Source organism: Micromonospora sp. CB01531, assembly GCF_001905095.1.
Taxonomy (GTDB): Bacteria; Actinomycetota; Actinomycetes; order Mycobacteriales; family Micromonosporaceae; genus Micromonospora.
Map to the genome: position 1 here is coordinate 1 of NZ_LWLS01000146.1, position 13,660 is coordinate 13,660.

The 13,660-nt window shown below is 64.1% G+C and carries 6 protein-coding genes and 1 pseudogene; all 7 read right to left on the reverse strand.

Annotated features, from left to right (window positions below; all coding sequences use genetic code 11):
• Positions 1-271: 271 nt before the first annotated feature.
• Positions 272-823 (reverse strand): annotated as a pseudogene (locus A6A27_RS41800) (IS701 family transposase); the annotation flags it as partial.
• A gap of 64 nt (positions 824-887) precedes the next feature.
• Positions 888-1,985, reverse strand: coding sequence for an IS630 family transposase (locus A6A27_RS41805; RefSeq protein ID WP_073840190.1), 1,098 nt, complete (start codon positions 1,983-1,985; stop codon positions 888-890).
• A gap of 237 nt (positions 1,986-2,222) precedes the next feature.
• Positions 2,223-2,864 (reverse strand): RloB family protein, encoded by a 642-nt coding sequence (locus A6A27_RS41810; protein WP_073840191.1) that lies wholly within the window; start codon positions 2,862-2,864, stop codon positions 2,223-2,225.
• Positions 2,864-4,180: an AAA family ATPase gene (locus A6A27_RS41815; protein WP_073840192.1), complete on the reverse strand. Its 1,317-nt coding sequence runs from the start codon at positions 4,178-4,180 to the stop codon at positions 2,864-2,866. Before A6A27_RS41815 ends, A6A27_RS41810 begins: the two co-directional genes overlap by 1 nt.
• A gap of 344 nt (positions 4,181-4,524) precedes the next feature.
• Positions 4,525-6,678, reverse strand: a complete 2,154-nt coding sequence (locus A6A27_RS41820) for an MMPL family transporter (protein WP_073840193.1) — start codon at positions 6,676-6,678, stop codon at positions 4,525-4,527.
• A 434-nt stretch (positions 6,679-7,112) separates the two neighbouring features.
• Positions 7,113-7,451: a hypothetical protein gene (locus A6A27_RS46745; RefSeq protein ID WP_241825725.1), complete on the reverse strand. Its 339-nt coding sequence runs from the start codon at positions 7,449-7,451 to the stop codon at positions 7,113-7,115.
• Positions 7,452-7,486: 35 nt separating this feature from the next.
• On the reverse strand, positions 7,487-13,648 hold the full coding sequence (locus A6A27_RS41830) for a golvesin C-terminal-like domain-containing protein (RefSeq protein ID WP_073840194.1): 6,162 nt from the start codon (positions 13,646-13,648) through the stop codon (positions 7,487-7,489).
• Between the last annotated feature and the right edge of the window lie 12 nt (positions 13,649-13,660).

Sequence of the window (13,660 nt, forward strand, 5' to 3'; positions counted from 1 at the left end):
TGCCGGATGGCTCACTCCCAGAACTCATTAGGCCCCACGATCCGACCTCCCGATCCAAGCCGACAACGTCAGCATTCTGGGGGGTATGGGATCTAACGGTGTTTCCGGCCTGACCCAGTGGGCGTTGTGCCTGGTGAGGAGGGCTCCGCGATGACCACAACACTGAACGATGCGACCAGCCGGAGGGTCAAGGCCGATCAGTGGGCGGAGGCGAAGGCAATCCTGTGTCGGCTCGGACGGGATCTGGGCGTCGCGGAGCCGAACGGGACGCACGCGGGCGATGACGCTCAGTCTCGGGTATCGCGCAGCGCCGCCGCCGCGCTGCGACACCCGCCGCCAGATCCTGATCATCGATGGCGGTGTCGTCCCAGGCCTGCGGCACGAACAACCGCCAATCCAGCGGGCATGACGCGCCGTCGCTGACCGCGTGCACGCTCACGCCGATCTGGCAGTTGCCAACCTTGCCCAACGTGCCGGAGTACTGCCGGGCCCCGCACGGCGACCCGGCACCGTCCTTTGGAAACCCGGTGTCGTCGATAACCCACGCTTCCGGGCCGACGACCTCGACCGCCCGGCGGGCAAGCCGCTGCCGCACCGCCGTGGTGTCCCACGTCGAGGTCGTGACGAACTGCTGCAACCCCTGATGGTCCACACCCAGCCGCACGGCCATCGGCTGCATCGACTTGCGCCGCCCGTCCAGCAGCAGCCCGCGAACATACAACTGGCCTTTGGCACGCTGATCAGAACGTGCCAGCGGAGCGAACACGTCCGCGACGAACGTCTCCAACCGTTGCCGCACAACCGAAAGCTCGTGAGGGGTCACCGCGACATGACACTACCGCGAGCCCGCCACAGCCCCGCCGACACGCCGACCTAACAAAGCACTACTAGTGTGCTGAGTCGTTAATTCGTTGGCAGTATGCGGCGATGGTTTCGAGGATGTCGTCAGCTGTCTTGGTCCAGATGAAGGGTTTGGGGTCGGCGTTCCACGCCTCGATCCAGGCGGTTACGTCGGCTTCTAGCGCGGCGACGCTGCGGTGGGCTGAGCGGCGGAGTTTGCGGTTGGTCAGTTCGGCGAACCAGCGTTCGACGAGGTTGAGCCACGACGAGTAGGTCGGGGTGAAGTGCAGGTGGAACCGGGGGTGCTTGAGCAGCCACTGCTGGATGGCGGGTGTCTTGTGGGTGGCGTAGTTGTCCAGCACGAGATGCAACTCCAGGCCGGGCGGGGTTGCCCGGTCGATGGTGCGCAGGAAGCGCAGGAACTCCTGGTGGCGGTGTTTGCGCTGAGTCTGGCCGATCACCTTGCCGGTGGCCACGTCGAGGGCGGCGAACAGGCTGGTGGTGCCGTGGCGGACGTAGTCGTGGGTGACCCGGCCGGGGACGCCGGGCATCATCGGCAGCATCGGCGCGGTCCGATCCAGGGCCTGGATCTGCGATTTCTCGTCCACGGCGAGGACCATGGCGGCCTCGGGCGGGTCCAGGTACAACCCGACGATGTCGCGGACCTTGTCGATGAACAGCGGGTCGGTGGACAGCTTCCAGCTGTCGACCTGGTGCGGCTTGAGGCCGAACGCCCGCCAGATCCGCGAGACCGCGGTCTGATTCAGCCCCACTGCCTTAGCCATCGACCGCGTCGACCAGTGGCTGTCCTCATCAGACGGCCGCTCCTCGAGGGTCTTCGTTATCACGGCCTCGACCTGGGCGTCGCCGATCTTCCGTGGTGCACCCGGTCGCGGTTCGTCGCGCAGCCCGTCCACCCGATCGGCCACGAACCGCTTACGCCACTTGCCGACCGTCGGCAGCGACACCCCAAGCCGGCGAGACACCTCGCTATTGGACAGGCCTTCCGCACACGCCAGCACGATCCGCGCTCGCACCGCCAACGCCTGCGCCGTCTTCGGCCGCCGAGCCAGCCCTTGCAACGCCTCCCGCTCCTCGGCAGTCAGTTCCAGCGGCGCGAGCTTCGGACCACGGCTATCACCCATGCCGGCAATCTACCAACGGACTAACGACTCGGGACACTAGCAGGGCCCAGGCCGGCACGCACCGCTCGCCAAGATCAGTGTTCCGTGATGTTCCGCCGTGGAGGCCCGGACCTGGCTGGCCCCAAAGGGAACGGCCCCGGAGTGCGTTTCCGCAGTCCCGGGGCCGCTTGGCCGCCAGTTCTCCGGCCTGGGACGGCTAGTGGTTTGCGACTGTCGGACGAGGAGATCCCGGAGATTTCAGGAACCTGGCGTTGTAGTGGCCAGGATGAGCCGGTGCATCCCTGAGGATGGATTGTTTTGGGGAAAAACGGTGCCATCGCCGACGTGGCGCCGATCTAGAGCAGCCGCGCGATGCGCCGCTACCTGCCGGTTCGCCATGTAGTTGGCTGCCTTGAGCCCTTTATCTAGCTGGCCATCAAGGGACCGACGAAGCCGACGCGCGGCATCGTTATCGAGCCAGGCTGCATGGTTCCGAAAATGCAGTATTAGCCACAGCTCAAAGCAAGGATTCGATATCGCCAGATTGATCTCGTTCCTATCGGCGAGTTCTAGGGCGTCGCGCAATCCTGGGTGGTTTCGCGGCCACTCTACGTCGAAAACGCACCAGAATTCATCGATTTCCCCCTCTTCGCGAGTCGCCCTATCCTTAGCGTCGATAGCCATCCGAACAAGTGTTAGAGGGACCGATCCGTAGCTCTGAGTTTCGATCCTCAGGTCCACAGCGGCCGTCTCTCGAACCGCAGGTTCGCGTTTCAAGGCTTCGAGGTATTCTGGCTCGGTTCGTTCACCTTCGCAAAATATCGCAATCGTCTTGCGTGGCCTGCGGATACCGACTTTGCGTCTCAGCGATGTTGGTCTGCGTTGGCGGTCCCGCCCCATCAGCGCTCCTCAGGGAGAAGGCCAAGGGCGCGCCGCAGGATATGTTGATCGAACTCGGGGACTGCGCCGAACCTGCCTTGGAGGTACGCCTTCTCAAGGTTCAGTGATCTCCGCACCTTGTCGCCGCCGTATTCGGCCAATGCTGTAAGTGATGTAGATCCATCCGAATCCTTTTCGGTAAGCCAAACCTCATCTCTATTGAGATGATTCAAGAGGCTTGTGTCGTGCGTTGTGAATATTAGCTGAGCTCCCCGGGGGTTGGTCTCAGGATCTTGGAAAAGCTCTAGGAGCCTTGCTGAGAGCTTAGGATGCAGGCTGGCATCGATCTCGTCGAATAGTAATGTTTGGCCGGTTCGCAGGGCTCGCACGGTAGGTCCGATCAGCCGGAACCAAGTTTGGGTGCCCTCGGACTCTTCGACTAGGTCAAAAGGCATATGTTGGTCTGCAGCTCGATGAATGAGTCGTAGGTACCGCCTCGTTTCGGGCATCGAGGCAACGCTTGTGCCAGCCGCCTCGGCAATGCCCTCCTCAACGACCTGGACGTCGTCGATCCCTAGGTCGGCAAACCTTAGAAGGGCTAACGCCGATTCTCGGCTACCGAGGCGATCGACTTCTGGTTCGCTGAATAGAGGCAATTGGTTTGGATCGACGCTGTCGAAGAACATTCTTTCGGTGGAATATCGCCGAATGTGGTTAAAAGATGATCCAAAGTATCGGCGGCTGCGTGGCCGGCGGCGTACGCCCAACACGCCGATGTTTGCAAGAGCCCGCCCGAACGATCGAACATCCGGATCCTCGAACCTCATCGCGGCCGAAAGCGCCAAAGTGGTTGGCGTCAGCAGTTCCCGGGTGCCTCCCGAGAGACCGCCTAATCCCCGTCTGAAATGAAGGTCCATGCCGTCGCGTTCGAAGAGAGACCGCCGCCGTCGCTCGGGATAGCTAGAGAGACCCTCGAAGGCTACCTCTGAGTCGTCAACCACTACGCTGTACGTATACCGAACTCCGTTGACCATCATCTCTACCTCAAAGGATGATGTGAGAGTCGGCCCGTCTCCGAACTTGAAGGGTTCACGGGGGATGAATTCGTCCCAGCCCCTTAGCGAGGTGCCGACGGCTTCCGAGATCCATGCCAAGGCGTCTAGGACATTCGACTTTCCCGAAGCGTTTGGCCCATATATGCCGGCAACCGTAAGCACTTGCTCGGTCAGCAACTCGAAAGGTCGTGCTGCTGGCCGGTCCTCATCAACGGCGATCATGGACAGCTCCACCGGCGCGGAGATTGACCGGTGGTTGGAGACCTCGAACCGCAGGAGCATTGCTCGTCTCCTTACGCCTGTGCTGCGTTCTGGTGACACTGTACGTCAAGATCTGACGAAAACGGGGGTGAAGCTGCGCTCACGCAGCGTGCAGCTCCGTCGCTGCCACCTATCGGGAGGGTGGCGAAGCCTGCTGACGGACACGATCCCTGGGTCGACGGTGGGCGACACGGCGACCAGCGGCAATCACCGACGCAGGCAGCAGTCTTGATCTTTGCAATGCAGGGACAGGCCGTTGCCTCGGCAGCGCTGCGGAGGGGCGCCGGCCGTACCGCAGCGGTACGGCCGGCGCCGCAGGGCGAGCGGTCAACCTGTGGTGGGCTTCCCGCCGCAGCGCTCCCCCGCTACGCCTCCGCCACGGTCACCGGCTCCGGGGCGGCGTGCCGCCCGCGGGTCGGCCGCTGGTCGCCGTGGCCCGGCCACCACGCCTTGTGCCCGATCAGCGCGGTCAGGGCGGGAACGAAGAACATCGACATGACGAACGCCGACAGCACGATGCCGATCGCCACCGCAAAGCCCATCTGCTGCAGGAACGAGATCGGCGCGAGCATCAGCACCCCGAACGTCCCGGCCAGGATCAGCCCCGCCGCCGCGACCGTCGGGCCGGCGTGTTCCACGCCGATGGCGGCAGCCTCGTACGGCTCGTTGCCCTCCCGCGCCTCCTCACGTAGTCGGGCGATCATCAGGATGTTGTAGTCGGTCCCGATCGCCACCACGAACAGGTAGAGGATGATCGGCAACTGGAACGTGACCCCCGGCTTGTCCTGCAGCCCTTGGAAGAGGTAGACCGTGGCGCCCAGCGTGGCGGCGAAGTTGAGCAGCACCGCGATCACGAGGTAGATCGGCGCGACCAGGCTACGCAGCAGCAGGGCGAGGATCAGCGCGATCAGGCCGGCCGCCACCGGCAGGATCACCGACAGGTCGCGGTTGTTCGCCGAGTTGATGTCCGCGAAGATCGCGGTGGTTCCGCCGACCAGCGCCCGGGTGCCGGGCGGGGCCGCCTTGTGCACGGCGTCGCGCAGGTCGTCGCGGACCAGGGTGATCGCCTTGTTGGAGACCGGGTTCTCGTTGAGCAGCAGGTTGACCCGGGCCACGCTCGGGTCGCTGCTGCGCTCCGCCGGCTGCACCCGGCCCACTCCCGGGGCGGCCGCGGCGGCCGCCGCGAAGTCGCTGATCTGTTGCTCGGTCAGCGGCGACCCGTTGCCGGTGGTCAGGTAGACCTCGGTGGGGGCGAGCGCACCGGCGGCGAACCCGCGCTGCAGGTCCGCGGCGGCCTTCGCCGACTCGGTGTCCTGCGGGAAGCCGGCGCTGAAGTCGTAGTCGGCCTTGTAGCCGAGCACGCCTGCGGCGAGCGCGACCAGCAGCGCGCCGGATGCCGCCGCGACGAGTGCCGGCCGGCGTCCGATGGCGGTTCCGAGGCGGTGGGACATGGTGGCCTTGGGGGCACGCTGCCAGGCCTTGGACGGCCAGAAGACGTACCGGCCGAGCAGCGAGACGACGGCCGGGATGAGGGTGAGGGAGGTGACCAGCATGACGCCGACGGCGATCGCGAGCGCCGGGCCGAGCGACCCGAAGAAGCCCAGGGAGGCCAGGAGCAGCACGAGGAACGCGACGATGACCGCTCCCGCGGCCGAGGTGATGACCTCGCCGACCCGCTCGACGGAGACGACCATGGCGGTGCGCTTGTCGTCACCGGCACGTAGCCGCTCGCGGTAGCGGAAGAGCAGGAACAGGATGTAGTCGGTGCCGATGCCGAACAGCACGATCAGCAGCACCGTCTGCAGATCCTGACTCACATTGAGATCGAATGCCTTGCCCGCCGCGGCGACGAGCCCGCTCGTGACGGCCATGACCCCGCTGATGACGACCACGGGCAGCAGCGCGGCGATGGGGCTGCGGAAGATGATCAGGATCAGTCCGATGATCAGGATGATCGTCGCGACGCCGACCACGGCGAAGGCCTTGTTGAAGGTGTCCTGGTTGTCGACGAAGCTCGCCACATCGCCGGCCACCCCCGCACTCAGCCCACTGCCCGCCAGCTCTGGGCCGATGGCCGCTCGCAGGTCGCGTACGGCGTCGAGCAGCGCCGGGTCGTCCGGGGCGACCGAAGTGAGGCCGACGTTCACCACCTGCACCGACTTGTCCGGCGCCACCGCCGGCGGGCCGGTCAGGTAGCCGGAGGTGTGCGCGATGTTCCGGGCCTTGAGCGACTCGGCGAGCTGGCCCACCTTCGCCTCGTCGGCCGGCGTGAGCGGCTGCCCGTCGGCACGTTTGACCACGATGATCGCCGTCGCGGTCGCCTGCTGCGGAAACGCCTTCTTCCCGAGTTCGGTGGCCTGCACCGACTCGTACGAGTGCGGCAGGAAGCTTTCCTGATCGGCGGAGGTGATGTCGCTCAGCGACGGTGTGGTGAAGACGATGGCGGCTGCCGCGAGCAGCCAGCCTCCGATCACCCACCACGCTCTGCGTACGACGAATCTGCCCAGCCGCTCAAACATGGTTACCCCCCGTTTGTCTGGCACCACCCGCCTTCCGAGGCCTGGCGCTCTCGGGTGCCGGCCCGTCACCCTCCCACGCCGCCTCGGTTACCTCCTGTCACACCATAGCGTCGGCCGGCACTCCTTCTGGGATGGCGACGCATGCGGGATCGGGTGTCGTGAGGGTTCTTCGAGAAGGAGAAGACCGATGAGTCCGGCAGCCGACGCGGACTCCCTGCTGCGGCCGATGCCGCCAGCGGCACACAGCGGCGGGACCAACACCGCGACGGCGTTACACCACTACGCCCGGCCCATGACGGCCAGGACTCACACCTACATTGCCGACGGGGTGCCAAGCAGACAGCGAAGGCCCAGCTCAACGAGCTAGACCTTCACCTCCACAGAGTAGGCAGCCCGCCGGCCGAAGCCGGCGGACGACCTGCCGCGTCATCCAACTATCTCCCCTCGATACGATCAGCCTCTCGTTCGAGTTCGTCCGCCACATCGTTCCAATCTGGACCGAATGCGATGAGGTCGGCAGCTGCAACTCGCCGCAACTCGGCGTCATCGGGCCGCTGTAGACATGCCAGACGGAATGCCAGGTTACGCGCCCAAGGCGGCAACCCCATCCAGTCTTCCTCTAGCATCGCACGTAGCATGTCGACAATTTCATCGGCTGCAGCGAAGGTCAGCTCTTCAATAAACTGACGTTCAATTTCCTCTCGTTGCTGCCGACCAGTGCCATCAGCCAAGGCGGTTACCATGCGTCGAGCCAGACCGAGTAGTTCACTCATCTAAAAGGCGCCCCATATGTGATCGGTGAGGTCGGTCACGGGTTCAGCCAATACGTCGAAACCCCGACCTTATCGGCCCCAATCTGCATCGAATTGTAGCTGATAGAGTACCCATCAACGTTGATCGTCCGCTCGAGGGGCCTGGTCCTGCCAAACCCTGCCTGAGGCAGCGAACCACCTGAAGTCCGGTAACCCTCAATGTCCTTGATAATTGCCGCCTCAACCTGATCCGGGGTTAGCCCGGTCGTCCTGAGGTCACCACCGCTCCTGTGCTTTCTGTTGAAGCCGTGACCGGTGTTGATTCGGTACGTCGTTCCATTTACATCAGCCTCTCGACGGTGGTTGATGTCGGTAATACCTTTGTCATCCAACGACCGGAAGGATGGGCCAGCCGGCAGCTTAGCAAACCTGCGAGCTGCGGCAGCCGCCCGAAGCGGCGCCGCCACCACCGCGCCGACCCCTTCGGTAACGGCCGCAGCCGCTACCGCGACCGTCGCATCCATCGCCACCTGGCTGGAGCCATACCCGCACTGGTACCAGTCGCCGTTTATACAGCTACTTGCCAGCTCGCAGAGTCCGGTTGCGGCGCAACCCACGCCAACGACCGGATCTCCGCCAGCTTGGTCGGACCAGTATTCCGCTTCGTCTTTCGCTGCCTCGAGTGCGCCGAGGGGATCGCTGGCGAAGCTGGTGACACCATCCCACCTGTCGCTCAGGTAACTACCCGTACCGTCCTGCCAACCGGCGAAGAAATCACCGGCAGCGCTCCAAAAATCGTGACCGTCAAGCTCGATGCTAGAAATCGGGTTTCCGCCGCCGATTGCGTACCGGTTCCCGGTCCATGGATTGAGACCAAGCCTCATGTCGGACAGCGCGCCGTTGTAGCTGTCCCGCGCCAGGAAGCGGTTCAGGCCTGGGCTGTAGTCGCGGAATCCCATGTCGTACGACTGGGAGCTCTGGTCCCACCGCTTGGCGTTGAACCGATATGCGTTGTACGGCTCCTTGGTCGGATCCGCCGCGTCCGGCTTGTCGATGCCGGTGAACTGGGAATCGTCGTTCTTGCCGTAAGCGGTGTATCCGTAGGTGGCCTTGGTGTCGCCGGTATCGTCGGTCAGCTGCTCGACGTCGGTGTGCGGGTCGTAACCGTAATAGGCCTTCTCCTCGGTGCTGTCGCTGCTGTGGGTGACCTGAGACAGGCGCTGTCCCCACGGTGAGTACTGGTACGACTTGGTGATTTTGCCGGCGACCTCCTCGTCCAGTACCTCGCCAGAGAGGCCGAGATAGCTGAAGGTGGTGGTCTTCTCGTTTGCGCCACCGGCGCTGGTGGTCTTGGTGGTGGTCCGGTCCAGCGGGTCGTACGTGTACTTGGTGGTGGTGGTGCTGGTGCCGTTGTTCTTGCGGTTCTCGATGATGTGGTCGAAGCCGTCGTAGACGTTGCGCTCGATGACCGTGCCTGCGGCGGTCACAGTGTCCAGACGGCCGAACGGGTCGTAGTTATACGACGCGGTCGTGCCTCCGGTGGTGGCGGCGAGGAGCCGGTTCCGGTCGTAGTTGAAAGTCGTCCTGACGCTCTTGATCGTCTGGTCGATGACGTTGTTGTTGGCGTCGTGGACGTAGTTTTCGGTGCCTGCGCCGTCGCCGGTCTTGGTCAGAGTGGCGAGACGGTCGCGAGGATCGTAGGTGTAGTCGCTGGTGGTGCTGAGGTACGCCGAGTGGTTGTCGGCGTTCATCTTTTTCGCGACGTCCTGGGTGCGGTTGCCGTTGGGGTCGTAGGTGTAGGCGTGCTCCGACACCAACGTCCCGTTGGGCTTCTTCTCGACCTGAGCCTTGAGCATCCCGTCGAGGTAGTAGGTGTAGTCGACGGTGTTGCCGTTGCCCTTGGTCTCCCGCAGTTTCTCCCCACGATCGGTGTAGGTGAAGGTGGTGGTCTTGTTGTCCGGGTCGGTGGCGGACTTGCCGTTGACCACCGTCGACACCAGGTCACGCTCGTCGTAGCCGTAGCCGGCGTACTGCTTGTCGTGGGTGGTGGTCAGCGGGGCACTGTTCTGGTTGTAGGTGAAGCTGGTGGTGTTCTTGGCCGCCCCCGACTTACTCTCGGTGACTGTCTGCACCTGGTTCAGGTCGGTGTAGTCGACGGTGTAGGTATCGATTCGGGCATGGGGGGACGAGTCGGTGATGGTCTTGAGGTTGCCGTTCGGGTCGTATCGGTAGGTGTAGTCGACCTTTTCGTCGTCTGCCTCGCCGGTGTTGTCCCGGACCAGCTTCACCGCGTCGGCGACGATCGTGCCGCCGGCTTGGTCGGACAGGGACACCTTGTGGGTGTTGCCTTCGGTGAAGCTGTAGGAGCCGAGGCTGACCCAGGTGCCGGTGTTGGTGGTCTGGTTGACCGTCCGCACCGTGTCGCCGCCACCGTGGTTGACCGTGTACTTCGCGTCGGTCGCAGCACCGGTGACGGTCGGGTAGCGGGCGAACACCTCGTACGTGCCGGCCTGCGGCACGTTGAGTTGCCAGGTGAAGGTGTTCGTGCCGGTGCCCGCTGGGCGGGTGGCGTAGTTGGTGCCGTATTTCCCGCCGGCCGTGGTCGCGGCGGTCCACGTGCCGGTGGCGGTCGTGTTGTTGAAGTCGGAGTTGTCGACCAGGACGACCTGCTTGCCGACCGGGACGCCGTCGTCCGAGCGGGACTTGAGCTTGCCGTCGGGGAAGTAGGACCAGGTCATGGTGCGGTTCGACGATCCGCCGGCCGAGGTGACCGTGCGGCTGGTCTGGGCGCCGAGCTCGTTGTAGTCGTACGAGGTGACGATGTCCCACGGATCCGACGACGACTTCGTCCAGCCGTTGTCGTAGTAGGCGTAGGTGGTGTCGTTGCGCACCGACTCACCGGACGACGGCGGCGTCGACAGGGTGGTCAGGCGGCCGACCGCGTCGTAGGTGTAGGTGGTGACGTCCGCGGTGGTGTAGCGGCTGTCGTCCTTGTCGTACGCGGTGCGGGTCTCCTTGACCCGGTTGAGCTTGTCGTAGACGGTGACGGTGGCGAAGTCGTCCGGGTCGTCGGTGGTGGCCACCCCGCGGGGGCTGATCACCCTGGTCTGGTTGCCGACCTGGTCGTACTCGTATTTCGTGGTGCGGTAGGTGATGGTGCCGGCGTCGTTCTTGTGCGGCACCTTCACCTGGGTCGGCTTGCCCCGGGCGTCGAGGGTGACCTCGGTGGTGTTACCCAGCTGGTCGGTGGTCGCGGTGACTAGGCCATCGCGGTCGTAGGTGCTGGTGGTGAACTTGCCGAGCGCGTCGATGCTCTTGGTAACCCGGTGCGCCCAGTCGTACTCCATCTTGCTGGTGTAGTCAGCGGGGTCGGCCGTGGCGTTCTTGCGCGGGTCGACCACGGTGACGACGTTGCCGACGTTGTCGTACTCGTAGGTGATCTTCTGGTTCTTGGCGTTGGTCACTGACGTGAGCTGGTAGATCGCGTCGTAACCATTGGTGGTGAGGTAGTCGCTTGCGTCCGGCGTCAGGTTGCCCTTCGGCTCGGTGGTGGTCAACAGGTTGCCGACCTTGTCATAGGTGAACGAAGTCTTTCGTTCCGGGTCGCCCGTGACGTCGACCGGGGCCAGCGTGTATTCGATCTGGTCGGCCTTGTCGTAGGAGGCGGTCGTGACGGCACTGTTCGGCGCGGTCGACTCGTAGACGTTGTCGTTGGCGTCGTACTTCGGTGCCGGGGTGGTGATCCACTCGTTGGTGGCCTGGTTCTTGGCCACCTTGTTCTCGAGCGGACGACCGAACGTGTCGTACGTCTGGGTGGTGTCGTGGTTGAGCGCGTCGGTGACCTTGAGGACCTGTCCGCGCACGTCGTAGACGAACTTCGTCTGCTTGGTGTCGGCGTCAATGATGGTCTGCGGGTAGCCGTTGGGGTCGAAGTTGCTGTTGGTGGTGACGTTGCCGTTGGCGTCCTTGGCCGTCAGCATCTGACCCCACGCGTCATACGTGTAGGAGGTCTTGTAGTCCTCCGGGTCGGGCGTGGTGTTGCCGAGCGGGTCGACGACCCAGGACAGGTCGCCGTCGGCCTCATAGCCGAAGGTCCACTTCCTGCCTGCGGGGCTGGTCTTTTCGGTGAGGTCAGCGACGTAGCCGTTGAGCTGCCGCTGGTATGTCAGCACGGTGCCCGGCGAACTGTTCTTGACCGCTTCCGCGTCCTTGATCTCGATCGGGTAACCGGTCTTCCGGTCATACACCCAGGTCGAGACGGCGCCGTTGTCCTCGGTGAGCTTGATGACGTTGTGGTCGTCGTCCCACTCGAGCTTGGTGACCTCGTTCTTCGCGTTGGTGGTCTGAACGGGTCGGCCGTAGCGGTCCATCTGATATTGGGTCGAGTTGTTCTCGGCGTCGGTGACCGTGGCGTTGATGTTGTTGCCCTGCGGGCCGTCTGGGTCGACGTAGCCGAACTGGGTGAGGTAGCCGAGCCGGTCGGTGTAGGACTTGGTGGTCCAGTGGAACTTCGGGTCGTCGCCGGTCTGCGGGTAGTTGTAAACCAGGTTGGTGGCGTTGCCGCGCGGGTCGGTGACCTTGACCAGCTTGACGTTCTTGTTGCCCTGGGTCATGTCGTAGGCGAACTTGAACACCTTGGGCGCGCCCATGGTGCCGCTGGAGCCGGACCCATCGATCAGCTCACCGAGGAGACCCTTGTCGGTGTAGGTGAAGGTGAGCTTGCGTCCGGAGATGTCGGTGATCTGGGAGATGTGATCGATGATCTTCGGGTTGGTCAGGTTGGTGCCGGACTTGCGGGTCCAGGTGGTGTCGTCGATGTAGTCGAACGCCTGGCCCTTGGCGTAGTAGTCGACGGTCAGCGTCTTCCGACCGGTCGGGTCGGTGATGTAGCGGAGGAACTTGGTCGGCTTGTTGTTGGACTTCCGCTCCTCGTAGGTGAACACCATCTCGTTGCCGTTGTTGTCCACGACGCTGGACAGGAAGCCCTCGCAGTCGTAGAAGAACTGCGTGCGGTCGGGCTTGGTGAGCAGCCAGGCCTTGCGTTCCTGGCTCTTGTTGTCGCAGGCCTTGTTCTGCTGCAGGTGCAGGTGAACGCCCTTGGGGCTCCTCCACTCGTTCGCGGCCGCGTCCCAGGTGAACCAGTGGCTGGTGCCGTCACCGTCGGTCAGGGTGACCTTGGTCGGGTTCGGGTTCGGGTGGAAGTCCAGTGGCGTGCCGAGGCGCATCATCGACGAGGCTTGCAACGACCATCCGTAGCCGGCGATGGTGTCGGATGTGTCGAGGGAGTTGTAGGACATCCGCACGAACGTGGACAGGCCCCGGGAGGGGTTGCTGAACGCGTTGTACGACCAGACGGTGTTGCCGGCGTACAGGTTGTTCATCAGGGTGCCGCCGGCGCCGGTGTTCTTCCCCGCGTAGGAGTAGAACTTTTCCAGACCGAGCTGGTCGGAGGTGGGTTCCTCCACCGCGACGTTCTGCGGCAGCGGCTGGATCGCCGGGGTGGTTTCCGACAGTTTCTTGCCGGTCAGCTTGTTGCGCAGGTCCCACTTGAGCACGTAGTCGGTGCGCTTGTTGCCCTCCGTCGACGACGGCGGGGTCTTCACCTGGGCGTTGACGTCGACCGTGCCGCCGGCGGGAACGCTCTTGGGCAGCGGGGTGACGACCTCGAAGCTGGGGTCCGCGCCGTCGGTGGTGCCGTCGGCCCGCTTCCAGTCGTAGCCCAGCTCCCAGTCGGTCGGGTTCCAGGTGGTCAGGGTCGGGTTGGACAGGGTCACCGGCACCGTGTACGTGGCGTTCGCGGTTGCCACCGTCGGGGTGGACGCCGCGTAGTAGGTCGACTCGCCGGTCTGCTCGAGGTAGGTGACTTCGAGGGTCGGGCGCAGCAGCGGTTCCTCACCCTCGGAGGAGAGCAGCATCGCCCGGGCGGTCTGGTTGACCTCGTCGCGCTGGCGCAGCAGCAGGCCGTAGTTGCTGGCCGGGGTCTTCACCCAGCCGTCCACGGCGGTGGTGACGTCCCAGGTCTCCCACTCCGGGTCGTTGGTGAAGCCGTTGAAGCTGGCCTTCCAGGCGGTGTCGTAGTCACCGCCCGGCGTGGTCCACGCGTTCACCCCGTCGTAGGTGTTCCAGGTCGCCTTCGTCTCGTTGAAGCTGCGCTTGAGCTTGTGGACGTCGACGTACTCGTCGGTGTCCAAGCCGTCGTACAGGTAGGTGTTGTACATCCGCAGCTCGGC